17 protein-coding genes and 1 pseudogene are annotated in these 24,158 nt (G+C 61.2%); 10 read left to right on the plus strand and 8 right to left on the minus strand.

Translation table 11 applies throughout. The features are described from left to right. The first annotated feature begins 195 nt into the window (after nt 1-195). The 9 genes from AKJ29_RS05325 (at nt 196) to AKJ29_RS05365 (ending at nt 12,535) form a co-directional block, all read left to right on the plus strand. The gene (locus AKJ29_RS05325) at nt 196-1,203 is read left to right on the plus strand and encodes an AAA family ATPase (RefSeq protein ID WP_175502253.1); all 1,008 of its coding nucleotides are present in this window, start codon (nt 196-198) and stop codon (nt 1,201-1,203) included. Continuing rightward, nucleotides 1,200-2,060 carry a DUF58 domain-containing protein gene (locus AKJ29_RS05330; RefSeq protein WP_055188600.1) on the plus strand — a complete coding sequence of 287 codons (861 nt, stop codon included), beginning with the start codon at nt 1,200-1,202 and terminating at the stop codon, nt 2,058-2,060. Before AKJ29_RS05325 ends, AKJ29_RS05330 begins: the two co-directional genes overlap by 4 nt. Then, nucleotides 2,060-4,888, plus strand: a complete 2,829-nt coding sequence (locus AKJ29_RS05335; protein ID WP_055188602.1) for a DUF4159 domain-containing protein — start codon at nt 2,060-2,062, stop codon at nt 4,886-4,888. The genes AKJ29_RS05330 and AKJ29_RS05335 overlap by 1 nt, the downstream gene beginning before the upstream one ends. After that, nucleotides 4,885-7,002 (plus strand): hypothetical protein, encoded by a 2,118-nt coding sequence (locus tag AKJ29_RS05340; RefSeq protein ID WP_055188603.1) that lies wholly within the window; start codon nt 4,885-4,887, stop codon nt 7,000-7,002. Before AKJ29_RS05335 ends, AKJ29_RS05340 begins: the two co-directional genes overlap by 4 nt. A gap of 99 nt (nt 7,003-7,101) precedes the next feature. Beyond that, nucleotides 7,102-8,547: an FAD-linked oxidase C-terminal domain-containing protein gene (locus AKJ29_RS05345; protein WP_055188605.1), complete on the plus strand. Its 1,446-nt coding sequence runs from the start codon at nt 7,102-7,104 to the stop codon at nt 8,545-8,547. A 60-nt stretch (nt 8,548-8,607) separates the two neighbouring features. Further along, the gene (locus tag AKJ29_RS05350) at nt 8,608-9,732 is read left to right on the plus strand and encodes an FAD-binding protein (protein ID WP_055189060.1); all 1,125 of its coding nucleotides are present in this window, start codon (nt 8,608-8,610) and stop codon (nt 9,730-9,732) included. A 1-nt stretch (nt 9,733) separates the two neighbouring features. Then, on the plus strand, nt 9,734-11,020 hold the full coding sequence (gene glcF, locus AKJ29_RS05355) for a glycolate oxidase subunit GlcF (RefSeq protein WP_055188607.1): 1,287 nt from the start codon (nt 9,734-9,736) through the stop codon (nt 11,018-11,020). 95 nt (nt 11,021-11,115) lie between these two features. Then, nucleotides 11,116-11,943, plus strand: coding sequence for a trypsin-like serine peptidase (locus AKJ29_RS05360; RefSeq protein ID WP_055188609.1), 828 nt, complete (start codon nt 11,116-11,118; stop codon nt 11,941-11,943). Between the two features lie 136 nt (nt 11,944-12,079). Beyond that, the gene (locus AKJ29_RS05365; RefSeq protein ID WP_055188611.1) at nt 12,080-12,535 is read left to right on the plus strand and encodes an Hsp20 family protein; all 456 of its coding nucleotides are present in this window, start codon (nt 12,080-12,082) and stop codon (nt 12,533-12,535) included. A 134-nt stretch (nt 12,536-12,669) separates the two neighbouring features. Here the strand turns inward: AKJ29_RS05365 and AKJ29_RS05370 are convergent, their stop codons facing one another. The 8 genes and pseudogenes from AKJ29_RS05370 to AKJ29_RS05405 all read right to left on the minus strand — a co-directional run bounded on the left by AKJ29_RS05370 (nt 12,670) and on the right by AKJ29_RS05405 (nt 22,082). After that, nucleotides 12,670-14,148, minus strand: a complete 1,479-nt coding sequence (locus tag AKJ29_RS05370; protein WP_055188613.1) for an NAD-dependent succinate-semialdehyde dehydrogenase — start codon at nt 14,146-14,148, stop codon at nt 12,670-12,672. Nucleotides 14,149-14,466: 318 nt separating this feature from the next. Next, nucleotides 14,467-15,477, minus strand: coding sequence for a P1 family peptidase (locus AKJ29_RS05375; RefSeq protein WP_055188615.1), 1,011 nt, complete (start codon nt 15,475-15,477; stop codon nt 14,467-14,469). Between the two features lie 162 nt (nt 15,478-15,639). Then, nucleotides 15,640-16,167, minus strand: a pseudogene (locus AKJ29_RS05380) (glucose 1-dehydrogenase); the annotation flags it as partial. Nucleotides 16,168-16,297: 130 nt separating this feature from the next. Further along, entirely contained in the window at nt 16,298-17,485 is a 1,188-nt protein-coding gene (locus tag AKJ29_RS05385; RefSeq protein WP_055188617.1) for a winged helix-turn-helix domain-containing protein, read from the minus strand. A 101-nt stretch (nt 17,486-17,586) separates the two neighbouring features. Beyond that, a complete protein-coding gene (locus tag AKJ29_RS05390; RefSeq protein ID WP_055188619.1) occupies nt 17,587-19,215 on the minus strand; it encodes an ABC transporter ATP-binding protein in 1,629 nt (542 codons plus the stop codon). Continuing rightward, entirely contained in the window at nt 19,212-20,045 is an 834-nt protein-coding gene (locus AKJ29_RS05395; protein WP_055188621.1) for an ABC transporter permease, read from the minus strand. The genes AKJ29_RS05390 and AKJ29_RS05395 overlap by 4 nt, the downstream gene beginning before the upstream one ends. Then, nucleotides 20,042-20,989, minus strand: a complete 948-nt coding sequence (locus AKJ29_RS05400) for an ABC transporter permease (RefSeq protein ID WP_055188624.1) — start codon at nt 20,987-20,989, stop codon at nt 20,042-20,044. Before AKJ29_RS05400 ends, AKJ29_RS05395 begins: the two co-directional genes overlap by 4 nt. A gap of 280 nt (nt 20,990-21,269) precedes the next feature. Beyond that, nucleotides 21,270-22,082 carry a division plane positioning ATPase MipZ gene (locus AKJ29_RS05405; RefSeq protein WP_055188626.1) on the minus strand — a complete coding sequence of 271 codons (813 nt, stop codon included), beginning with the start codon at nt 22,080-22,082 and terminating at the stop codon, nt 21,270-21,272. A 484-nt stretch (nt 22,083-22,566) separates the two neighbouring features. Between AKJ29_RS05405 and rimK the strand changes: the two genes are divergently transcribed. Further along, entirely contained in the window at nt 22,567-23,949 is a 1,383-nt protein-coding gene (gene rimK / locus AKJ29_RS05410) for a 30S ribosomal protein S6--L-glutamate ligase (protein WP_055188628.1), read from the plus strand. Nucleotides 23,950-24,158 lie beyond the last annotated feature (209 nt).

The raw sequence follows: 24,158 nt of genomic DNA on the forward strand, positions 1-24,158 counted from the left end.
TTAAAGCGTTTCGACGTTCACCTGAGGTAGGGAGAAGTCGAAACACTGTCAGAGATATCAAAGTTGTGGGCGTTTCGGAATAACCATGTGTCACAAGTTTATCCCGAAACGCTTTAAAGTGTTTGCGGATCAAGATGAAGCACCGACAGCTGCCCCAATTGTTTTGCTGCGACATTTTCACGAAAGGGAGGGTTCATGGATCAGGGTATTTCCGACCACGGCATCGTGGCTGAGCTGGAGGCGCTGGGCGAGAAACTCGTCTCTGCAAAGGGGGAAATCACGCGCCAGATCATCGGTCAGGATCTGGTGGTGGAGCAGGCGCTTGCAGCCCTTCTTGCCGGCGGGCATGCGCTGTTGGTTGGGCTGCCCGGGTTGGGGAAAACCCGACTGGTTGAAACCATGGGCGTGGTGATGGGGCTGCGTGATCGTCGCATTCAATTCACCCCGGACCTGATGCCCGCTGATATTCTTGGCGCCGAGGTGCTTGAAGAAGGGGATGATGGGCGACGTCATTTCCGGTTTGTAAAAGGTCCTGTCTTTTGTCAGCTTTTGCTGGCGGATGAGATCAATCGCGCCAGCCCCCGCACCCAGTCGGCCCTGTTGCAGGCGATGCAGGAACGTGAGGTTTCGGTCGCAGGCCACACCCATGCGCTGCCCGCCCCGTTCCATGTGCTGGCAACCCAGAACCCGCTTGAGCAGGAGGGCACCTATCCTTTGCCCGAAGCGCAGCTTGACCGGTTCTTGCTGCAAATTGATGTTGATTACCCCAATCGCGCGGATGAGCGTGCGATCCTTCTGGCCACCACCGGTGAGGCCGAAACTGCGACACGCCGGATCCTGACACAAGAGGAGCTTCTGCGGGCTCAGGAACTGATCCGTCTGATGCCGGTCGGAGACAGTGTGGTCGAAATGATCCTGGATCTGGTGCGCGCCTGCCGCCCGGATGACCCAACCGCGCCGGAGGCGCTGAAAAAGGCGGTCAGTTGGGGGCCGGGGACACGGGCCGCCCAGGCGCTGATGCTTCTGGTGCGGGCCCGCGCGGCTCTTGATGGGCGGCTGGCCCCGGATGCGGGGGATGTGCACGCCCTGGCGCGCCCGGTATTAAGCCATCGTATGGCGCTTGGATATGGGGCGCGGGCAGAAGGGGTGGTGCTTTCCGACCTGATTGACACGGTGCTGGCCCATATCGGGGCAACCGCATGACCGCCGCGGGCACCTCTGGCCAATTGCGCGCGGCTGCGCAATTGACCGAGGGGTTGCCCTCACTTCTGCTGGCGGCCCGTCACCTTGCGGATACGGTGCAGCTCGGAGATCACGGGCGCAGGCGGGCCGGGCAGGGGGATGCATTCTGGCAGTTTCGCACGGCCCAGCCCGGCGACCCGGCGCATCGGGTCGACTGGCGTCGCTCGGCCCGTTCGGATCAGGCTTTTATCCGTGACCGGGAATGGCAGGCAGCTCAGACGGTGATGATCTGGGTGGATCCTGCGGCGTCGATGGGGTTTAGCTCAGAGCGAAACCTGCCTAGCAAAGGCGCGCGCGCGCAGCTGATTTCCCTTGCCGCGGCCCTTTTGTTTCTGCGTGCGGGGGAGCGGGTGGGGTTTGTCGGTGACGCGCGCCCACCCATGCTAGGAGAAGGGCGCCTGCCGTCCCGACTGGATGGGTTGACCATGGCCCCCGCAATGCCAGACCATTTTCCACGCCGCGCCCGTGCGCTGATCCTGACCGATGGATTGGCGGACCCGGAAACCTATTTCGGCGCGCTGGAGCAAGCCGCTCAGGCCCGTGTGAAAGGGGCCTTCCTTCAGGTGCTGGACCCGGCAGAAGAACACTTCCCTTACACCGGGCGCACCCTGTTCATGGATATGCTGGACAGCCCCCGTTTTGAGACACAGGAAGCCGCTGATCTGCGCGATGCGTATCAGGCGCGGTTGAAAGCCCGTAAAACCCTGCTGTCCGAGGCCTGTGCTCAGGCCGGGTGGGTCTATCATGCCCATGTCACCCACGATGCGCCTGCCGCAGTGCTGATGTGGCTTTATCGTGCATTGGAAGGGGGGGCGTAATGGGCGCGCTGGGGTTTGCATCGCCATGGTTGCTGTTGGCCCTGTTGGGGCTGCCCGCCCTGTGGTGGCTGTTGCGGGCCATACCGCCCGCGCCAATCCGGCGCCGCTTTCCGGCGGTCACGTTGCTGCTTGGCCTTTCGGATCAGCGGGTAGAGGCGCGTAAAATGCCGCTTTGGCTGCTCTTGCTGCGCCTGTTGGCCCTGGCCCTTGTGATTATCGGCCTTGCGGGGCCGGTTCTGTCGCCGGACAAACCTCGCAGCGCCGAGGGGCCACTGATCGTGGTGATCGACAGTTTCTGGCCCGCTGCCGCAGATTGGGGGCAGCGCGTGGCCACCGTGGACAAGATCCTGCAACAGGCTGAACAGGCCGGGCAGGTGGCGTTGATTGCCCTGTCCGATCAGGAAACCCTGCCCGCTCTGGCACCCGCCGCCCTCTGGCGGGAGCGGCTGGCGACAATGACACCTGTGCCATGGGACGGGGCATACCCGCTGTCCACCCTTGCAGCCCTGCCCGAGGGGCACACGGTCTGGATCTCTGACGGGGTGGCGCGGTCAGGGCGTGGCGAAGCGCTTGCGCTGAGAGAGGCACGTGGCACGGTTGAGGTGATGCAGCCTGAACGAACGGTTCTGGCGCTTGCCCCGGCGACGCTGGACGGAAACGAGGTGCACCTGCGCGCGCTCCGTATCCCCGCGGGGCCCAGCCTGTCGGCAAAACTGCAGGCTTTTGGCCGTGATCCCATGGGACAGCTCCGCCTTCTGCACAGTGAAGACGTGGCATTTGTCGCGGGCAACAGGCAGGCCACGATCCGCCTGACCCTGCCACCAGAACTGCGCCACCGGGTGCAACGGTTCGAAGTGTCAAAGGAGGGGGCTGGGGCGTTAATGGGGCGCTCAGCCGGGCAGGTGTCACTGGTAGGAGAGGGGCTGACCCGCCGTCGGGTCGCCCTGCTGGGCGCGCAGGACAGCGAAACGCTTGCGCTTTTGCGACCGGATCATTTCCTTCGCGCCGCACTGGAACCGACAACCGAAATTGTCGAAGCCCAGCGGTTGGAAGACGCGCTGCGGGCCAGCCCCCATGTGATTATTCTGTCCGATGTGCCGTTGATCCCGGAACCGGATCAGCGCGCGCTTGCAGAGTTTGTGGCCGAGGGCGGGCTGCTATTGCGGTTCGCAGGTCCCCGTCTTGCGACGGCCGAGGGCGCGCGCCGTGTGGAAGAGCTGTTGTTGCCGGTGCGCCTGCGGGGAAGCGGTCGCGCCGTGGGCGGTGCGATGAGCTGGGGCGCCCCGCAGCACTTGGCCCCTTTCCCCGCGGATGGTCCCTTTGCCGGGCTGCGCGTTCCTGAGGATGTCAGTGTCCGGCGGCAGGTGCTGGCGGAACCCGGCCCCGATCTGGCCGAGCGCGTTCTGGCACGCCTGTCCGATGGAACGCCGCTTGTGACCCGCAAGCTGATAGGGGCGGGGCAGGTGGTGCTGTTCCATGTCGGGGCAAATGCTGAATGGTCCAATCTGGTTCTGTCCGGGCTGTTTGTCGAAATGCTGGAGCGCCTGACCTCGGCCACGGCAACGCAGCCCCTGACCTCACAGGAGGGTGACCCGCAGGATTTACAGACCTCGCTTTGGCAGATGGACGTCGCCCTGAACGCCTTTGGGCAGCTTGAGAGCAAACAGCCCCCGCTCGTGATCAATGGCCAGGAGATGGCGCTGGCCCTGTCGGGGCAGGTGGGGCGCAACACGCCGCCCGGGCTTTATGTCAGTGATGCACGGCAGAGTGTGATCAACGCCGTGTTGTCAGACACCGAGCTTCTGCCCGCCAAATGGCCATCGCGCATCGTGCCGCATTGGGGCGGAGAGGCTGGCCCGCGCGAATTCGCCGGGCAGGTGCTTTTGGTGGCGTTCTTGCTGATTTTGCTGGATGGGATCGCGACGCTCTGGGTCTCCGGCCGGATTTTTGGTCAAACCCCTGTAAGGGCGGCGGCTCGGGATGTTCCACGGGTCTTCATCCTGACCGTGATTTTGTCCGGGGCGACGCTTGTGGCGGTGCCTGATGTTGCGCGCGCGCAGGGGGCGGGAGCAGGCGAGGCTGATGGTGGCAAGGTGGCCCGCGCCGCCGCCGAGGTGACGCTGGCACATGTGCTGACGGGGGATGCCGATCTGGACCGGCTGGCCCAGGCGGGGCTGATGGGCTTGTCCGAGGCTTTGTTTGCGCGCAGTTCGGTTGAACCCGCCGCCCCGGTCGGGGTGGATCTTGAGCAAGATGAGCTGTCAGTGTTTCCGCTGCTGTATTGGCCGGTCTCAGTGAAGCAACCCCTGCCGTCCGCATCGGCCTATGATCGGTTGGCGCAATATCTGGCAACGGGGGGGCTGATCTTGTTTGATACCCGTGATGCAGGGCTTGGCGGCGGCGGGGCAGAGACGCGGAAATTGCAGGATCTGGCGGCCCCTTTGTCCCTGCCGCCCCTCGACCCGATCCCGCCCGATCATGTTCTGACACGGAGCTTTTACCTGATCGACAGTTTCCCCGGTCGTCACAGTGGTCCGGTCTGGGCCGAGGCCGCTTCGCGCGGGGCAGAGCAGGTGGAGGGGATGCCATTTCGCCTGCTCAATGACGGGGTGACCCCTGTGATCATTGGTGGAAATGACTGGGCAGGGGCCTGGGCCATACATCCCGATGGAAGGCCGATCCTGCCGGTGGGACGCGGCTATGCCGGCGAGCGTCAGCGCGAAATGGCGCTGCGGTTCGGGATCAATCTGGTGATGCATGTGTTGACCGGAAATTACAAATCCGACCAGGTACATGTCCCGGCGCTTTTGCAAAGGTTGGGGCAATGAACGACACCCTTCCCGATTTGCAGATCCTGTTTGCCCCCCTTTTGCCATGGACGTGGCTGGCATTTCTCGCGGTGCTGGGCGTGGTGTTTCTGGCCATAGTGGTCTGGCGCAGACTGCCGGGGTGGCCGCTGCGCGCCCTTGCGCTGCTGGCGCTGGGCGTTGTGCTGACGGGGCCGAAACTGCAAGAGGAAACCCGTGATCCGCTGCCGGATATTCTGTTGGTGCTGTCTGATGAAAGCGCATCGCAAGGCCTTGGTGACCGGGCGCAGATGCGGGCGCAGGCGCTGGGCTGGCTTGGGCAGGCCGCCGGTGTCGCCCAGCTTGATCTGCGGCAGCATGTGATCCCGACCGCGCGCGGTGACCAGGGCACGTTGCTCATGCCCGTGTTGGATGAGGCGCTTGCGACCCTGCCGCTGGCACAGTTGGCGGGGGTGGTGATCGTTTCCGACGGGGGGCTTCAGGATTTTGAAGCCGCTTCCGCGCGCCTGAGCGCGCTTTCCGTGCCGGTGCATCTTTTGCAAACCGGTCGGCAGTCGGATTGGGACCGGCGCCTGACCATCCTGCGGGCGCCGAGATTCGCCCTGGCAGGAGAGCCTGCGGTGATCCAGTTGAGGGTTGAGGCGTTGGGGCCTTTCGAGCAAGGGCCAGCCGAGCTGCGCCTCTCTGTCGATGGGGCCGCGCCCAGCCGCCATATCATCCCGGTGGGACGGGATATGGAGCTTCCCGTCGACCTCGACCATGCAGGTGAAACCGTGGTGCATCTTGAACTCGTGCCGCTTGAGGGCGAGTTGACAGATCGAAACAATCAGGCGGCGTTGCGTATCAATGCAATCCGTGATCGGCTGCGGGTGCTGCTGGTGTCTGGCGAACCCCACCCCGGAACACGCACCTGGCGTAATCTGCTGAAATCAGATGCCTCTGTCGATCTGGTGCATTTCACGATTCTGCGCCCGCCAAACAAGCAGGACGGGGTGCCGGTAAATGAGCTGAGCCTGATCCCCTTTCCGACGCAGGAGCTGTTCATCGACAAGATTGACGAGTTCGACCTGATCATTTTCGATCGTTATCGGCTGCGGGGAATCCTGCCGGGATATTATCTGGAAAGCGTGCGCGATTACGTGGACCGCGGCGGGGCGGTGCTGGTTGCGGCCGGCCCGGAATTTGCGGGCGCGGAAAGCCTCTCCCGCTCCCCTCTCGGAGAGGTCTTGCCGGCCCGCCCAACCGGTCTTGTGATCAACGAAGCGATGCGCCCGGAAGTGACCGGGCTGGGCCAGCGTCACCCGGTAACCCGGGCGCTGCAATCCGATACGCCCACCGATACGCCCACCGACAAACCCTGGGGAAAGTGGCTGCGCCATCTGGAGGTTACGCAAGATAGCGGGCAGGTGGTTCTCCAGTCTCCCGCAGGGCGGCCTTTGCTGGCACTGGACCGCGCAGGCGAGGGGCGTGTGGCGCTGATTGCCACCGATCAGCTCTGGCTCTGGGCGCGGGAGTTTGACGGAGGCGGGCCACAACTGGAGCTTTTGCGGCGGCTCGCCCATTGGATGATGGGAGAGCCGGAGCTTGAGGAAGAGGCGCTGAATGTTCGGGAAACCGAAGACGGGGGCATCGTGGTCACCCGGCAGACCCTTGCAGACAGGCCGGAGCCCTTATTTGTGCAAACGCCGGAAGGGGAGAGGCAAGAAATGTTGATGCAACCGGACGGGCCGGGGCGTTTCAAAGCGCAGCTTTCCGGGGAGGGGGACGCGGCAGAGGCACGCGCGCAAGGCGTCTACCGGTTCTCGCAGGGGGACAAGACGGTGGTCGCGGTGCATGGCGCGGCGGCACCGAAAGAGTTTGCCCAGCCGCTGGTCTCTCCGGACGCGTTGGAGAGCGTTCTTCCCGCAAGGCTCGGCAGGGTCTGGCTGCTCGAAACCGGGTTGCCAAGGCTGCGGGCGATAGATGCCGGGGATGTGGTGTCCGGGCGGGGATGGATCGGATACCAGCCACGCAACGCCTATCTTCGCCGGGATCTGCGGTTGCGCCCTGTGCTGCCTGCGCTGCTGTGGCTTTTGAGTGTCGCAGGCGCAGTGATACTGGCCTGGTGGCTGGAAGGCCGCCGCCGGTCTGGCTGACGCTTCAGGAGCCGGATCAATGCGCGGGCTCTTGCGTGTCGCCTTGATTGGTTATAATTTATTACCAATCAAGTTTTCTAGCCGACCGAGAGAGCCACCATGGATATGCCCAAACCAGATGACAGCGTGCTCGGTCGTAAGGTCAGGATTGTCAGGCGTTTGCAAGCGGCCTTGGGGGACAAGGGTGTCATCCATGATCCGGTTGAACTTCGCGTGTATGAGTGTGACGCGCTGACCGCATATAAATGCCCGCCGCTTTGTGCCGTTCTGCCCAGATCCACCGAAGAGGTGGCCGCTGTGATGACGGTCTGCTTTGAGGAAAGTGTGCCGGTGGTGCCTCGTGGGGCGGGCACGTCCCTGGCCGGGGGATCCCTGCCGACAGCGGACAGCGTGGTGCTTGGCGTGGCGCGCATGAACGAGGTTCTGGAAACGGATTACGACAACCGTTTCATCCGGGTGCAGGCCGGGCGCACCAACCTCTCGGTGACCGCCGCGGTTGAGGAGCACGGGTTTTTCTACGCTCCGGACCCATCATCGCAGCTGGCCTGTGCCATTTCGGGAAATATTGCGATGAATTCCGGCGGGGCCCATTGCCTGAAATACGGTGTCACCACCAACAATTTGATGGGGGTGAAGATGGTCATGGCCAATGGTGAGGTGGTTGAGATAGGGGGCGCGCATCTGGATGCGGGGGGGCTGGATCTGCTCGGGCTGATCTGCGGCTCCGAAGGCCAGCTGGGCATCGTGACCGAAGCAACGCTGCGCATTCTGGCCAGCCCGGAAGGGGCGTGGCCCGTTCTGATTGGGTTTGACAGCAATGAGGTCGCGGGGGCCTGTGTTTCGGACATTATCAAATCCGGGATCCTGCCTGTTGCGATCGAGTTCATGGATCGGCCCTGCATTCGTGCCACCGAGGCGTTTGCGGGCGCAGGATACCCGGATTGTGAGGCGCTTTTGATCATCGAGGTGGAAGGATCGGAGGGCGAGATCAATGATCAGCTGTCGCGCATCATCCAGATCGCGCGTCGCCACGATCCGGTGGAAATCCGTGAAAGCGGCTCGTCTGAGGAAAGTGCACGGATCTGGTTGGGGCGCAAATCGGCCTTCGGCGCCATGGGACAGATCAATGATTACATGTGTCTGGACGGGACTATCCCGGTCAGCGCACTTCCCTATGTCCTGAAACGCATTGGCGAGATGAGCACGCAATACGGGCTGGGTGTGGGCAATGTGTTCCATGCGGGGGACGGCAATATGCACCCACTGATCCTGTTTGACGCCAACAAACCCGGGGACCTTGAAAAATGCGAAGCTTTTGGCGCGGATATCCTGCGCCTTTGTGTCGAAGTGGGGGGGTGCCTGACCGGAGAGCATGGTGTGGGCGTGGAGAAGAGAGATCTCATGGAGGTGCAGTATTCAGCCTCGGATCTTGAGGCCCAGATGTCGGTCAAGGATGTGTTCGACCCAGGTTGGATCCTGAACCCTGCGAAAGTTTTCCCCCTTGCGTTGACAGCCAGCCGGCGCGCGGAAGGGGGATTGGAGTAAGGGGCGCTGCCCCTCGGCCATTCGGCCTCACCCCGGGATATTTGGAACAAGAAAAAGATGATGACACCTGAGACTGAGGCTGATCTGGCCGAGATTTTGGCAGGCGCGCGCGCGTCCTGGCGCATTCGGGGGGGCGGCACCCGGGATATCGGGGCACCGGTTGAAGGGGAAATGCTGTCCGTCGCGGGGCTGACCGGGGTGGTGCTTTATGAACCGGGTGCGTTGACGCTTGTGGCGCAAGCGGGGACGCCGCTGGCGGAGATCGAGGCGTTGCTGGCGTCAGAAGGGCAGCGTCTGGCGTTCGAACCTTCGGATTTTCAGCCCCTTCTGGGGGGGGCAGGGGCGTCGACCATTGGCGGAGTGGTTGCGTCAAACAGCTCGGGGCCACGGCGCATTCAGGCGGGGGCGGTGCGGGATCATTGCCTTGGCGTGCGATTTGTCGATGGGGGTGGTCGGGTGATCAAGAATGGTGGCCGGGTGATGAAAAACGTCACTGGTTATGACCTGGTCAAGCTGCTGTGCGGATCCTGGGGCACACTGGGTGTTCTCAGCGAAGTGAGCCTGAAGGTGCAGGCTCTGCCGGAAGCAGAGGTCACGCTGGTTGGGCAGGGATTGCGTGACGCAGAGGCGGTGGCGCGCCTGTCTGCTGCCCTTGGATCGCCTTATGATGTGACCGGGGCGGCCTGTGTTGGCGGTGAGGCCCGGGTGCGTATCGAGGGCTTGGCCGCTTCGGTTGCCTACCGTGCGCGCGCGCTTCAACAAGGGGTGTTGCGGGGGTTTGACCTGGTGGAGGGAGAGGCCTCCTCTCGCCGTTGGGAGGAACTGCGTCAGGTGGCGCCGTTTGCCAACAAACCCGGTGCGGTCTGGCGCATCTCGGTGAAACCTTTGGATGGGCCGGGTCTGGTGTGCGCGCTGGCATCCATCGAACCGGAGGTGATGTATGACTGGGGCGGGGGGCTTGTCTGGATGCGTGTTGATGAGGGGCAAGAGGCGTTTGCCTCGCTGATCCGGTCTGAAGTGAACCGTCTGGGCGGTCATGCGCTTTTGCTTCGGGCATCGGCCGCGACGCGTGCAAAGGTGCCGGTTTTCCCGCCAGAGCCTGCGCCGCTTGCAGTCATAAGTGCCGCGCTGCGCAAGAGATTTGATCCAAACGGGGTGCTGAACCCCGGCCTGATGGGGGGCTGAGATGCAAACGCATTTTACCGAAGAGCAGTTGAAGGACCCTGCCATCGAACGGGCGAATGAGATCCTGCGTGCCTGCGTGCATTGCGGGTTCTGCACCGCGACCTGCCCGAGTTATCAGGTTCTGGGCGATGAGCTTGATAGTCCGCGGGGGCGGATCTATCTGATCAAGGATATGCTGGAGGCCGGGCGACCAGCTGATGCCAGAACCGTGGAACATGTGGATCGGTGCCTGTCTTGTCTGGCCTGTATGTCCACTTGCCCGTCGGGGGTGCATTACATGCATCTGATCGACCATGCGCGCGCTCATATCGAAAAAACCTACAGGCGCCCGTTTCTGGATCGGCTGCTGCGCTGGGCGTTGGCAAGGATCATCCCCTTTCCCCGCCGGTTTCGCGCAGCGATGACGCTGGCGCGGGCGGGACGCCCTTTGCGCAACCTTCTGCCGGATCCCCGTCTCAGGGCAATGTTGGAGATGGCGCCACCGAAACTGCCACGCCCCTCGGCCAATGATCAGCCGCAGGTATTCCCGGCGAAGGGCGCACGCAGGAAACGTGTCGCCTTGCTGACCGGATGTGCGCAGAAGGCGCTGGATACGGATATCAATGACGCGACCATCCGGTTGCTCACCCGGTTGGGGTGCGAGGTGGTGATTGCCCGTGATATGGGCTGTTGTGGTGCGCTGACCCACCATATGGGCAAGGAGGAGGATAGCCACGCTCAGGCGGCGCGCAATATCCGGGCCTGGATGGCGGAACATAATACGGCGGGGCTGGACGCAATTGTCATCAACACATCCGGATGCGGGACAACGGTGAAGGACTATGCCCATATGTTTCGCAACACGCCGCTGGCAGAGGATGCGGCCAAAGTGTCTGAGCTGGCCTGTGATGTGACCGAACTATTGATGGAGCTTGAGCTGCCAGAGCGACAAATGGGCCTGCGGGTGGCCTATCACTCCGCGTGTTCGCTGCAGCATGGCCAGCAGGTCAAAACACCTCCGAGGCGTTTACTTGAACGGGCCGGGTTTGAGGTGGTTGACCCCAAGGACCCGCATTTATGCTGTGGGTCCGCGGGAACCTATAATATTTTGCAGCCTGACATCTCGGCACAACTGAAGGCGCGCAAAGTCGAAACGCTTGAGGCGCGGGCGCCGCAGGTGATTGCGGCGGGAAATATCGGCTGCATGTTACAGATCGGTTCGGGAACCGAGGTGCCGGTTGTGCATACGGTTGAGCTTTTGGATTGGGCAACCGGCGGGCCACAACCTCGGAAATTAATTGCTCTTTAACCCGCTTTAAACGTTTTTGGGTTTTCCTGAGACATAGTTTGCCCCTAAGCTGCCCCCCATGAGAGGGCACTCAATGCCCCGGTTGAGGCAAAGACATGAAGAAACTATTCGCGTTTGTCGCGGTGGTGCTGTGGTTTACAGGGCCGCTTGGGGCATCCGATCCATCCCCTCTGCAGAAACTGATGACTGGTGATGACAGCCGGGGCTGGGAAGCTGTCGGGCGTTTGAATATGGCAGGTGACAGTTTCTGCACCGGCGCATTGATTGCCGAGAATTTGGTTCTGACGGCGGGACATTGCCTGTTCGACAAGGTGACCGGGCGGCAATATGAAGCGAGTGAAATCGAGTTTCTGGCCGGGTGGCGCAATGGGCGCGCATCGGCCTATCGCGGGGTGCGCCGTGCACTTGTTCATCCGAAATTTGCCTTCAAGGATCTGAACAATGCGGCAAGGGTGGTCAATGACCTTGCCTTGCTGGAACTGGATCAACCCATTCGAAAGTCTTCGGTCAAGCCGTTTGCCACGCTCCAGCGTCCGCGCAAAGGCGCGGAGGTTGGCGTTGTCTCTTATGCGCATGATCGTGCCGAAAGCCCGGCTTTGCAGGAAACCTGCCAGGTTCTGGCACGCCAGTCCGGTGTGCTTGTCATGTCCTGCGAGGTGGATTTCGGCTCTTCCGGCGCCCCTGTCTTTGTGGTGGAAAATGGCGAACCGCGCATTGTGTCGGTGATTTCAGCCAAAGCCATGGTGCGCGATATCCCCGTGTCCCTTGGCACCAATCTCGAAGCACCGCTGGCTGAGCTGAAATCCATTCTGGCACGTGGTGACGGGATGTTTGAGCAGGTCGAGACCACATCCACCCCCAATGTGCGGCGACTGGAGTTGGAGCCCAACCGGGGGGGCGGGGCGAAATTTGCCCGCCCCTGAGGGTGCTCAGCCGCCTCTTGAAAGCGATAAAAACACGCCTACATCCTGATTACAGGTGCCGCAGTGGCGGGCCTGTGTTCTGCCTGTCCCATGAGGGAAGGCGCAAATCTGATGTCGCTTTTGGAAAGGACACCCTATGCGAAATTTTGACCTGACTCCGCTGTATCGTGCCACGGTTGGATTTGATCAAATTGCCGACCTGATGGATCGCGTGCTGACCAATGAAGGCAGCCGTGACAGCTACCCCCCTTATAACATTGAAAAGACCGATGATGATGCCTGGCGTATTTCCGTTGCGGTTGCCGGGTTCTCAGAAGATGAGCTGAGCGTTGAAGTGCGGGAAAATGCGCTGCTGATTTCGGCCAGGAAACCCCCCGAAGATGGCAACCGGACCTACCTGCACCGTGGCATTGCCACCCGTGCCTTTGAACGTCGCTTCCACCTTGCCGATCATGTGCGGGTGACCGGGGCCAGCCATGAACATGGAATGCTGCATATCGACCTGACCCGTGAGGTGCCAGAAGCCCTGAAACCACGCCAGATTGAAATCAATGGGCCGAAAGCCGTGGAAAGCAAGGCGGTTGAGGTCTGACCCATCTGTCAAAGTGACGACCGCACGGGCGTGGGGGACACCCCGCGCCCTTTTTTGCTGAGACTGCAAAGCGGGATGAGCGCAGTACAAAAAAAGAGGACCAAATGGCCCTCTTTTTCTTTATTTATGACGATTTACACCGACATGCAGATATATTTCATTTCAAGGTAATCCTCGATCCCATGACGTGATCCTTCGCGTCCCAGACCCGATTGCTTGACCCCGCCAAAAGGGGCCACCTCGGTTGAAATGATGCCGGTATTCACACCGACAATGCCATATTCCAACTCTTCTGCCACTTTGTAGACGCGGCTCAGATCCTTGGCGAAGAAATAGCTGGCGAGGCCGAAAATCGTGTCATTGGCCTGGGCGATCACATCGTCCTCGTCCTTGAACTTGAACAGCGGCGCAAGTGGCCCGAAGGTCTCATCTGACGCAAACGCCATCTCCTTTGTGGCACCTTTCACAATGGTTGGTTCAAAGAACAGCCCACCAAGGTCATGCGCCTTGCCACCGAGGATCACCTCGGCCCCTTTTGCGGTTGCGTCCGTGATATGCTCTCGAACCTTGTTGACCGCACCTTCGTTGATCAGCGGGCCAAGGGCGATCCCTTCATCCAGCCCATCCCCCACCGGCAGGGCCGCAACCGCTTTGGCAAGTTTTTCGGCAAAGGCGTCATAGACCCCTTCCTGCACGTAAATCCGGTTGGCACAGACGCAGGTCTGGCCGTTATTGCGGAATTTGCAGGCAATGGCCCCTTCGACAGCCGCATCGAGATCCGCGTCATCAAACACGATGAACGGGGCGTTTCCACCCAGTTCCATTGAACATTTCATCACCTGATCTGCGGCTTGCCCCAGCAGGATCCGACCCACACCGGTCGATCCGGTAAAGGTCAGTTTGCGCACCTTGTGGTTTTCGCAAAACTCCTTGCCAATGTCAGAAGCACGCGAGCTGGGCACCACGTTGAACACCCCGGCAGGCACCCCGGCGCGCTCCGCCAGAACAGCCAGCGCAAGGGCGGACAGCGGGGTCAGTTCCGCAGGGCGGGCCACAAAGCCGCAGCCCGCTGCAATCGCCGGGCCACATTTGCGGGTGATCATCGCATTGGGGAAGTTCCACGGCGTGATCGAGGCCGCCACACCAATTGGCTGCTTGATCACCATCAGGCGCTTGTCAGGCTGGTGGCCGGGGATGGTTTCGCCGTAGATACGCTTGGCCTCTTCCGCAAACCATTCGATGAACGAGGCCCCATAGGCAATTTCGCCCATGGCTTCTGCCAGTGGCTTGCCCATTTCAGCGGTCAGGATGATTGCCAGATCTCCCTGGTTCTCCATCATCAGCTCATACCAGCGGCGCATGATATTGGCGCGTTCTTTGGCGGTGCGCTTCGCCCATTTGCGGCCCTCGATGTCAGCGGCCTCAATGGCACGGGCCACTTCGACCCGGCTCAGGTCCGCCACCTGGGCGATTTCCGTGCCACGCGCCGGGTTGGAGACGGTGAATGTTGCACCATCGTCCGCGTTGATCCACTGGCCATTCACATAGGCGCGAGTTTCGACCAGCGAGGGGTCTTTCAGAAGGCTTTTCAGCTCAGTTGCATTGACGGCCATGTGCTTCTCCCATTTCACGTTTTCGAGCGGATGCGAAATTTGATATGGGCATCCCTGCGCAAACGCGTCAAGTAAATTTGATCATATCCGCAGGGCGGTATGTGAAACGGACATACCTTACTGTTTGGAGGATTTCATCCAGAAAGGCCGGCGCAATCCAGACTTCTTGAGAGATCCTTCTGTGATTGCAGTAATGTTTCGAAGATTGGCCCGGATCTGTCTTGGCTTGCACAGAGTATCTATGGCCAAGATCAAGTTTGCGGTGAAATTTACGGGACCATCAGCACGATCAGCGCATGTTGGGCACCATCCACCTCTCTAACCCTCATTGCCAAATCGCGTGCTCCAACTGGGCAGAAGATCTCCTGCAGAAGGGGTGGCGGCATGGACGGCGCGTGCAATGGCCCGGGCAAGGCAGATGGCCGCCGCATGGCCCAGGCGGAGGGTGTCGAATTCTCCGGCTTCAAGATCAATCTGTCCCGTGGCCGCCGCAAAAACCAAATCCCCATCAAACGGCGTGTGGCTGGGATGGATTGCACGTGCCATGCCGTCATGGGCCGCTGTTGCCATGCGCATGGCCTGGGCCTGAGTCAGCTTGGCATCCGTGGCGACAATGGCGATGGTGGTGTTTTCTCCAAGGCTGGCCTCCGGCGTGGGTTCCAGCTGTGGGTCATGACGACCAGAGCCCAACCCTCCGAACTCAGCCCCCATTTCCCAAGGTGCGGCCCAGAACTCCGGCCCATCCCCCATCGTGACCGCCCCCAACGCGTTTACGGCAACCAGCGCCCCCACAGTGATCCCATTGTCCAACACCAAAGAAGACGACCCCAACCCGCCCTTCAGCGCGGTTCCAAAGGCTTTTCCAACCGTTGCGCCGCAACCCGCCCCGACGGATCCCAGTGAAAAGACCGGATCAGCTGCCTTCAGAGCAGCGATGCCCAGCGCCTTGTATGGGTTCTCCTCCCACGCCTTGTCCCCCCCGTTCATCAGATCGAACAGGATGGCCCCGGGGACGATCGGAACCGTCTGGGTGCCCACCCGAAACCCGCGCCCGTCTGCGCGCAAACCATCGGCCACGCCCGATGCCGCATCCAGCCCAAAGGCCGACCCGCCGGAAAGCACCAACGCATCCACCTGCTGAACCAGCTTGTCCGGGGCCAAAAGATCCGTCTCTCGTGTGCCGGGGGCGCCGCCCATGACCGAAACCGCCGCCGTGAAGGGCGCGTCACCGACCAGAACCGTGGCACCCGTTTTGACAGTCTGATCTTCGGCATTGCCAACCCGCAATCCCGCCACATCCGTTATCAGATTTCGTGCACCCGGCTTCATAAAACCCTCTTTTCCTTGTTCCAAATATCCCGGGGTGAGGCCGCAAGGCCGAGGGGCAGCGCCCCTTTCCCCTAAAGCGTTCCGCCAAAACCTGTATGACTGGTTTGCGGCGGAACGCGTGAAACGCTCGTATATTACGCCGCGCCCCGCCTTATCCCTGCTTTAGGTATTAAGGCGGGGCGCTTTAAATGCAGCGCCACCATCCACTTCCAGCGCAACCCCTGTTACCATGCTCGCTTCATCCGAACACAAAAAACAGGCCGCATTGCCCATGTCCTGCGGGGTGGAGAACCGGCCGATCGGTATGGTTGCCAGAAACTTGGCGTGCATCTCGGGGGTGTCCTCCCCCATGAAGCTTGCCAAAAGTGGCGTGTCCCCCGCCACCGGGCAAATGGCATTGACCCGCACCCCCGCTGGGGCCAGCTCAACCGCCATGGTCTTGGTGGCGGTGATCATCCAGCCTTTTGACGCATTGTACCAGTTGAGGTTCGGGCACGGGCTTATGCCGGCTGTTGAGGCCACATTCAGGATCGCGCCATGCCCGGCCTTTTTCATCATCGGCACAAAGGCCCGCGCGGTGAGGTGGACCGATTTTGCATTCACCGCAAACACGCGGTCAAACTCCTCTTCCATCGGTTTCGGCAAATGGGTGATGCCGGCATTGTTGACCAGAATATCAACATGGCCCCAAAGCCTGAGGCCGCCCCGGTTACAATCGCCGTCTTTCCCTCAAGTCGCATGGGCAAGCCCCCGAAGCCCTTGATTTCAAATCTCTTGTCATCACCTTGCGCCGCGTTCACCCGGCTGGCAAGGGCAACCCTCAGGGGAGGTGCCAGGTGACCCGTTCAAGCCCTGCAAACCGGGCAAATCGCGCAAGTTCCGCCTCCAGCTTGCCGCGTCGCTGCGCGCCCCAGCGCATACCCTGTTCTGGCCAGAACCCGATCACGCTCAGCGTTCCTTGATTGCGATCGGCCTTCAACTCAATCCGCCCCACAAAGCGCGCCCCTTCCAGCAAGGGATAGACGTAATAGCCCCATTTCCGCTGCGCCTTGGGCACGAACATTTCATTGCGATATTCAAATCCAAAGATCCGTTTGGTGCGTTTGCGGTCGCGGATCATCGGATCAAACGGGTTGAGGATACGCAGTCGCGACGTAGGGGCAGGGGCATTTCGCAGCCGGATTTCGATATCCGGATGCGCCAGAACCGACCGGCGGGTGCCATCTGCACAGACCACGTCAACCGGAACAAGATCTCTTTGCGCCTCTGCCCAGAGTTTCGCCTCTCGCGCTGACATGGCGTCCCAGAAACGCTGGATCTCTCCCACCGAGCCAATGGTCAGCCGATCCATCGCGGCGCGACACAGCCAGTTCACCGATTCGGCGTCCTCAACCGGATCTTGTGCCGGGAAAGCAGCGGGCAAAGCCGCAGGCAAGACCTCTGGAAAAATCCGCGTGCCCAGATCGTAGAATTTCACGAAATTCCTGCGGTGGCAGGTGGCCAATGTGCCGCCATACCACATCTGATCGAGCGCCTTTTTATGGGGCGGGCGCGCCCACATCTCGCGTGAGGCCACCTTGGTGTCGAAAGCGTGGGTCGAAAGCGGGCCTTCCTCCTTGATGCGTTTGAGAATGGCGGCAATCTGGTCCTGTGCCAGTTTCGACTGATACCAGTCATGCCGGGCCACATGTTCGCCAAGCCTGCGAAATTGGCGGGTCCAGTAGGGCAGCACATTGCCCGCAATCAGGCTGGCATCATGGGTGAAATGTTCAAACAGGTCGCGGCGGGACAAGTGATCCCAGATGCGCCCCTCGCGGTAGTTCTGATTGCGGGACCACAGGATGTGGTTATGGGCGCGGGTCACATTGCGGATCGTGTCGATCTGCACGAACCCCAGACGGTCGACAATTCCCATAAGATCGCAAGGTCCGGTGGGCGTGTCGGCCAGGCCATTGGTCCAGATCCACAACCGGCGCAGATCAGCGTTGGAAATCGTCAGCGGCGCCATCTATGCCACCTGCCCGTGATCAAACAGATAGCGGCGCATGTTCTGGGCAAGCGGCGCATCAATCACCGTGGCTTTGCGCCGTTCAAACCAAAGCGCTTCCATCATGCTCCTCCTGTGGGTGAGTGATCGTGCCGGGCGCCCAGTCCGACGGGATGCCAGTTTGACGGGATGACCGGGGCGGCGCTGATCAGGGCCTGGGTATAGGGGTGCTGCGGCTGATCAAAGACGCGATCGGTGGGGCCTTCTTCGACAATCTCGCCGGCTTTCATCACCAGCACCCTGTCGGTGATATTGCGCACCACCGTAAGGTCATGGCTGATGAACAGATAGGCCAGCCCCTTGTCGCGTTTCAGGGTCGTCAGAAGGTCAAGGATCTGCGCCCGAACCGAAACATCCAGCGCCGACACCGCTTCGTCCAGAACAATCAGGTCAGGCCGCAGGATCAGCGCGCGGGCAATGGCGATACGCTGACGCTGCCCGCCGGAAAACTCGTGCGGATAGCGCGACAGGCTGTCTGCTGGCAGGCCCACATCGTCCAGTGCCTGCAAGATTGCATCCCGCCAGTTTTCCGGCCGGCCGGTCAGGTGAAAGGGTTCGGACAGAATACGCTCCACGGTCCAGCGCGGGTTGAAACTGGCGTAAGGGTCTTGAAACACGACCTGTAGTCCCGAACGCCGGAAAGCGGGCATCGCGGGGGTGACGGGCTGACCATCCAGCATGATCTCTCCGCCCTGCAAGGGGTCAAGCCCCAGAATGGCGCGGGTGAGGGTGGATTTTCCGCAACCGCTTTCGCCAACAAGACCAAGGCTCTCTCCTTTGTTTAGCGTGAATCTGATCCCGTTCACGGCGCGGAAATGCGGGGCCGGGCCGAACAGAGACTTGCGGGGCAGACGGTAGTCGCGCGTCGCGTTGTGCACCGCCAGAAGCGGGGCCGTGCGGGAAGGCCTTGCGCGATCAGGTTGATGGGCCGAAGCCGCAAGAAGGGCCCGCGTGTAGGGATGTGACATGGTGCGAAACAGCTGCTCTGTGGGACCCTGTTCGACGATTGCGCCCCGCTGCATCACCGCCACATGATCTGCCATCTGTGCAACAACCGCGAGGTCATGGGTGATCAGGAGCAGCCCCATATCCTCCTCGCGGACCAGTTCCCGCAACAGGTCAAGGATTTGCGCCTGCGTGGTGACATCAAGCGCCGTTGTGGGTTCGTCGGCGATCAGCAGATCTGGCCTGAGCGCAATCGCCTGGGCTATGCACACCCGCTGGCGCTGTCCACCTGAAAGCTCGTGCGGGTAGCGGTCCGCAGGCACCTCATCGGGGGGCAACCCCACCCGGAGGAGTTTCTCCTGTGCGATGCGCCGCGCCTCAGCACGACTGGCCGCCCCATGGATCAGCACCGTTTCTGCCACCTGGTCACCGATGGTCTTGACCGGGTTCAGGGCGGTCATCGGCTCTTGAAAAATCATCGACAGGCGCTGGCCGCGCAGCCGGTTCATGGCCGTGTCACTCCGCGTGCGTGCGCGGGTCGGCAGGGGGGCGCCACCCAGCAGGATCTCTCCTCCGGTTTTGGCCCCCTGCGGCAACAGGTCCATCAGGGCCAGAGCGGTCAGGGATTTTCCCGACCCGCTTTCGCCCACCAATCCAATCACCTGACCGGGCGCAATCGACAGGTCGACATCTTGCAGGATCGGGGTGTCGTGAATGGTCAGGGACAGGTTTCGGGTCTCGATCATGCGGCCCCCTCGCGCAGGCGGCGCAGCCTTGGATCCAGCAGATCCCGCAGCCCGTCGCCCATCAGGTTCAACCCCAAAACCATAAGCACAATTGCCATGCCCGGTGCAATGGCAAGACGTGGGGCCGTGTAGATCATCGTCTGTGCTTCGGCCAGCATCCGCCCCCAGCTTGGGGTTGGGGGTTGAGCGCCCAGCCCGACATAACTCAGCCCGGCCTCCGCCAGAATGCCAAGTGAAAATTGAATTGTTCCCTGCACAATCAAAAGGTTGGCGATATTGGGCAGAATGTGTTCGGCGCTGATTCTGACCGCGCCCTTGCCGGCCACCCGGGCGGCCATGATGAAATCCTGAGTCCAGATTGTCAGGGCTCCGGCCCGGGCCACACGCGCAAAGACGGGGATGTTGAAGATGCCAATCGCAAGGATTGCATTGGTGGCCGAGGGGCCAAAGCTGGCGGTGATCAGGATGGCAATGACAAGTGAGGGGAACGCAAAGATCAGATCGTTTGCGCGCATGATCACCTCGTCCAGAACGGATCCCCGCTTTGCGGCGGCCATCAGCCCCAACGGCACACCGATCCCGATCCCGATGCCCACAGCCAGCACGGCGACGGCAATTGAGGTGCGGGCACCCACCATCAGCATCGACACAAGATCGCGGCCAAAATGGTCCGTGCCCAGCCAGTATTGTGCCGAAGGGGCACGAAGTTTGGCCGCGATGTTCAACGTCATGTGGTCATGGGGAACCCAGAGGAATGACACAGATACCAAAATCAGGAACAGGGCGCTCAGACCCGCGCCGATCCAAAGGGTCAGGGGCAAGCGTTTCATGAGCGCCTCCGCAGGCGTGGATCCACCAGCGCATAGGTGACGTCCACAAGGAATGTCACAAGGATCACCGCAAAAACCAGCAGCATGACCACGCTTTCAACCACCACCAGATCGCGCTGCGTGATGGCCTGAAAGATCAACCGCCCCAGACCCGGCAGGAAAAACACGTTTTCAATGATGATCGCACCGGCCAGCAGAAAGGAAAACTGCAGCCCCAGAATGGTCACCACCGGGATCAATGCGTTGCGCAGCGCGTGCCGCCGTGTCGCTTGTCCAACCGAAAGCCCCTTGGCGCGCGCGGTGCGGATGTAATCCTGATGCCAAACATCCAGCAGTGCAGACCGCATCACCCGCGCAAGGATCGACGCCTGCGGAAGGGCCAACGCAATTGCGGGCAATGTCAGCGCCTTGAGCGCCGGCAGGACCCCGGCCTCCCACCCCGGAAAACCACCGGCGGAAAACCAGCGCAGATTGATGGCAAAGACCAGAACCAACAGCATGGCAAACCAGAAATTCGGCACCGCAACGCCCAGCTGCGTGGCCCCCATCACCCCTAGATCCGTCGCGCGCCCCTGTCGGCTGGCGGCCAGAAGGCCAGCCGGAATGGCAATCGCGGTGGACAGGAAAAGGGCATAAAGCGCCAGTGGCAATGAGAGGGTGAGACGTTCCCGGACCAGTTCGGAAACGGCGACGCGATAGGTGTAGGAGGTGCCAAAATCCCCCGTCAGCATCCCCCCCATCCAACTCAGATACCGCGTGATCGCAGTGCCTTCCAACCCAAGCTCCCGGCGCAAGGCGGCCACGGTGTCGGGCTGGGCATTTAATCCCAGCATGAAGGCGGCCGGATCGCCGGGCACCAGCTCAATCATCGCAAAGATCACCCATGAGGCCACCAGCAGGCTTGCCCCCAGGGACAGGGCGCGGAGGATAAGATAGCGAAACATGTGAAGACGTTAGCGGGCCTGCGCCAGGTGTGAAAGCTCAAATCCCCCGCGCCACCGGCAACGCTGCGCACGCGCCGATGCTGCCTTCATTTTCTGGTCAGAAATATCCCGGGGTGAGGCCGCAGGGCCGAGGGGCAGAGCCCCTTTGGCGCGCTGTCGAAAATATCCGTCCTCATCCGTCCCCGTGTGCGCACTTTCCCGCAACAGACCCCAAAAGAAAAAGACGCAGGAAGCCCCGCGTCTTTTGTCGTACTGAGGTCCAAAACCTGACCGGAACCGATCAGATCCGAACCTCGACGTCAGGCAGGTTCAGCGCCTTCAGCAATTCGCGCAGTTCCTGTCTTGCGGCCACGTTTGAGATGTTCATCTGTCCCGCGACCCCAACGTCGCGCAGATCCAGCAGGGTCAGGCCCCGCGGGAACAGCTCACGGAAGATCACCCGCTCGTTAAAGCCGGGAGCGACGCGAAACCCGATCCGTTTCGACAGATCGTCCAGCGCGTCCCCGACCTTCTTCTTGTTATGCATCATCTGCGCCCCCAGACGGTTGCGCACCACCACCCAGTCAATCGGTTTCAACCCGGCCTGCGCCCGCAACTGGCGCGCATTCCAGACCATTTCCGAGTAGACCGACGGTCCCTGCACCTTGTTGGTTTCCGCATCAATATGGGCAAGCAGATCAAAATCGACAAAACTGTCATTCATTGGTGTGATCAGCGTATCGGCCAGAGAATGGGCGACCTGGCTCAGCCTTGTATGCGATCCGGGGCAGTCGATCACGATGAAATCGCGGTCTGCCTCCATCCCGGAAACCGCAATCGACAGGCGGCGGTCAAACGGGTTTTCACCCGGCTCCAGCGCGGATTGATCAATCTCGGGCAGGTCTTGGTAATGCGGTGTGGGCAGTTCAAATCCCACCCGTTCCATCGTCGCCCGCCGGTTTTCCATGTAGCGGCCAAAGGTCTTCTGGCGCAGATCCAGATCCAGAACCCCAACCGACTTTCCCAACCGCGCAAGCGCGGTCGCCACATGCATCGAGACGGTGGACTTGCCCGCCCCGCCTTTTTCATTCCCCACAACAATAATATGTGCCACGCCTGTATCCCCGGTTGTTATGTTATGCAGCCATCAGGTGGCGCGACTATAAGACCGATACAGGGCAGGGGGAAGAGGGGGAATGCAGCGCAATCCGCCCCTTGATTGAGCCAACATGCCCTTGTTGTCAGAGGATTTTTGCACCAATTTTCGGCGTGCCTCACCTTCCGGAGAACGCAGAAGACTATGTCCGTCGGGAGCTGATTGATCAGACCGGACGCGGCACAGGGGCAGGGCCTTTTCCACTGCGACGATTGAGGTCGGATGGTGTGATCTGGTGGGCAGGTGTCACTCGGGTCAACGTCGCTCCCCATACTCGCCGCGAGTGACATCCGTGGGAAAGGTGTTGCCAACATTTCTATTGGCACGCTGCCCGTTTGCCCGCATAGAAAAGTCAGGATCGGTCCTCATGCCATGATTCGCGCCGTGTTTTATCGGCCCAAATGCTGAGGTCGGCGTTCTTACGAAATGAGAGGAACTCGTGATGACCCGTTTTTCCGTGGGTTGGGAAGAATGGTTGGCCCTTCCTGAACTGGGCCTGCCCGCCGTGAAGGCCAAGGTGGATACCGGGGCGAAAACGTCTGCCCTGCACGCATTTGCAATCGAACCTTTCGGCCCGGCGGATCGCCCGATGGTGCGGTTTGCCATTCACCCGGACCCGGATGATGCCGCGTTGGAAATCATCTGCTCTGCCCCGTTGAAAGACCGCCGCGAGGTCACTTCGTCAAATGGCGAAACGGAGCTGCGATTTGTGATCGAGACGGTGATCTCGATGGGCGAGCATAGCTGGCCGATCGAGGTGACACTGACCGATCGCGGGGCGATGGCCTATCGGATGTTGCTGGGGCGCACCGCGCTGACGGGGGATGTTCAGGTCATGCCTGCGCTCAGTTTCCAGCAGCCGGTGCTGAGTTTCGATGCCTATCGGAGCTTCCCCCGCGGCAGTTGGACCAAACGCGCCCTGCGCATGGCGCTCCTGACGCGTGAGCCCGAGAATTATTCGAACCGCCGCCTGATTGCCGCCGCCGAAGAGCGCGGGCATTCGGTGGAAGTGATCGACACGTCGCGGTGTTACATGAAAATTCAGGGGGTTGGGGCCGAAGTGCATTATGATGGCCGCAAGCTGCCCCATTTTGATGCAATCATCCCGCGTATCGGGGCGTCAATCACCTCATATGGCACCTCGGTTGTGCGTCAGTTCGAAAGCACCAGCACCTATTGCCTGTCCGGTTCGGAAGGGATCTCGATCTCGCGCGACAAGCTGCATGCCCATCAGGTCCTGGCACGCCACCGGATTGGCATGCCAGACACCGCCTTTGCGCGCAGCCCGAAAGACAGCAAGAACCTGATCAATCTGGTCGGTGACGCTCCGGTCATTCTGAAGCTTCTGGAAAGTGCGCAGGGCAAGGGGGTGGTCCTGGCAGAAACCCGCAAGGCCGCGGAAAGCGTGATTTCTGCGTTTCGTGGGTTGAAGGCGGATTTTCTGGTCCAGCATTTTGTAAAGGAAGCGGCAGGCGAGGATATCCGCTGCATCGTTCTTGGCGGCAAGGTCGTGGCTGCAATGCGCAGGCAGGGCCCGCCGGGAGAGTTCCGCTCGAACCTGCATCAGGGCGGCAGCGCGCAGAAAGTGCGGATCACCAAGCAGGAGCGCGAAACCGCGCTGAAAGCCGCCCGGGCCATGCGTCTGGAATTTGCCGGTGTCGATCTGTTGCGCTCTGAAAACGGGCCAAAAGTGCTTGAGGTGAACTCCTCTCCGGGGCTGGAAGGTATCGAGAAAACCACCGGCAAAGATATCGCCGCGCAGGTGATTGAGCATATCGAAAAACAGGTGGCCCCGAAACTGCCACGGACCAAGCGGCGCAAATAGAAATCCGCAAAGAGGTCAGGGTTGAGACGGGGCCTGGTCCCCGCCCTTTCAGGGCACGTCTCAACAGCCGTCTCATCGCCGCGTGACCTTGCCGCGATCTGATATGGCCGCGATCTGGTGCAAAGCGAGCCCGACAAGACAAGAAACAGGTCGCGCCCAACAAAAAACGCCGCCCCAAGGGACGGCGTTTCCTGTTCGAAAGAGGTTGG

It is taken from the genome of Aliiroseovarius crassostreae (assembly GCF_001307765.1).
GTDB classification, from domain to species: Bacteria; Pseudomonadota; Alphaproteobacteria; order Rhodobacterales; family Rhodobacteraceae; genus Aliiroseovarius; species Aliiroseovarius crassostreae.

Excerpts from the sequence above, each read along its gene's own strand:
- AKJ29_RS05325 (WP_175502253.1), top strand. The coding sequence starts at position 196 with ATGGATCAGGGTATTTCCGACCACGGCATCGTGGCTGAGCTGGAGGCG.
- AKJ29_RS05330 (WP_055188600.1), top strand. The coding sequence starts at position 1,200 with ATGACCGCCGCGGGCACCTCTGGCCAATTGCGCGCGGCTGCGCAATTG.
- AKJ29_RS05335 (WP_055188602.1), top strand. The coding sequence starts at position 2,060 with ATGGGCGCGCTGGGGTTTGCATCGCCATGGTTGCTGTTGGCCCTGTTG.
- AKJ29_RS05340 (WP_055188603.1), top strand. The coding sequence starts at position 4,885 with ATGAACGACACCCTTCCCGATTTGCAGATCCTGTTTGCCCCCCTTTTG.
- AKJ29_RS05345 (WP_055188605.1), top strand. The coding sequence starts at position 7,102 with ATGGATATGCCCAAACCAGATGACAGCGTGCTCGGTCGTAAGGTCAGG.
- AKJ29_RS05350 (WP_055189060.1), top strand. The coding sequence starts at position 8,608 with ATGACACCTGAGACTGAGGCTGATCTGGCCGAGATTTTGGCAGGCGCG.
- glcF (WP_055188607.1), top strand. The coding sequence starts at position 9,734 with ATGCAAACGCATTTTACCGAAGAGCAGTTGAAGGACCCTGCCATCGAA.
- AKJ29_RS05360 (WP_055188609.1), top strand. The coding sequence starts at position 11,116 with ATGAAGAAACTATTCGCGTTTGTCGCGGTGGTGCTGTGGTTTACAGGG.
- AKJ29_RS05365 (WP_055188611.1), top strand. The coding sequence starts at position 12,080 with ATGCGAAATTTTGACCTGACTCCGCTGTATCGTGCCACGGTTGGATTT.
- AKJ29_RS05370 (WP_055188613.1), bottom strand. The coding sequence starts at position 14,148 with ATGGCCGTCAATGCAACTGAGCTGAAAAGCCTTCTGAAAGACCCCTCG.
- AKJ29_RS05375 (WP_055188615.1), bottom strand. The coding sequence starts at position 15,477 with ATGAAGCCGGGTGCACGAAATCTGATAACGGATGTGGCGGGATTGCGG.
- AKJ29_RS05385 (WP_055188617.1), bottom strand. The coding sequence starts at position 17,485 with ATGGCGCCGCTGACGATTTCCAACGCTGATCTGCGCCGGTTGTGGATC.
- AKJ29_RS05390 (WP_055188619.1), bottom strand. The coding sequence starts at position 19,215 with ATGATCGAGACCCGAAACCTGTCCCTGACCATTCACGACACCCCGATC.
- AKJ29_RS05395 (WP_055188621.1), bottom strand. The coding sequence starts at position 20,045 with ATGAAACGCTTGCCCCTGACCCTTTGGATCGGCGCGGGTCTGAGCGCC.
- AKJ29_RS05400 (WP_055188624.1), bottom strand. The coding sequence starts at position 20,989 with ATGTTTCGCTATCTTATCCTCCGCGCCCTGTCCCTGGGGGCAAGCCTG.
- rimK (WP_055188628.1), top strand. The coding sequence starts at position 22,567 with ATGACCCGTTTTTCCGTGGGTTGGGAAGAATGGTTGGCCCTTCCTGAA.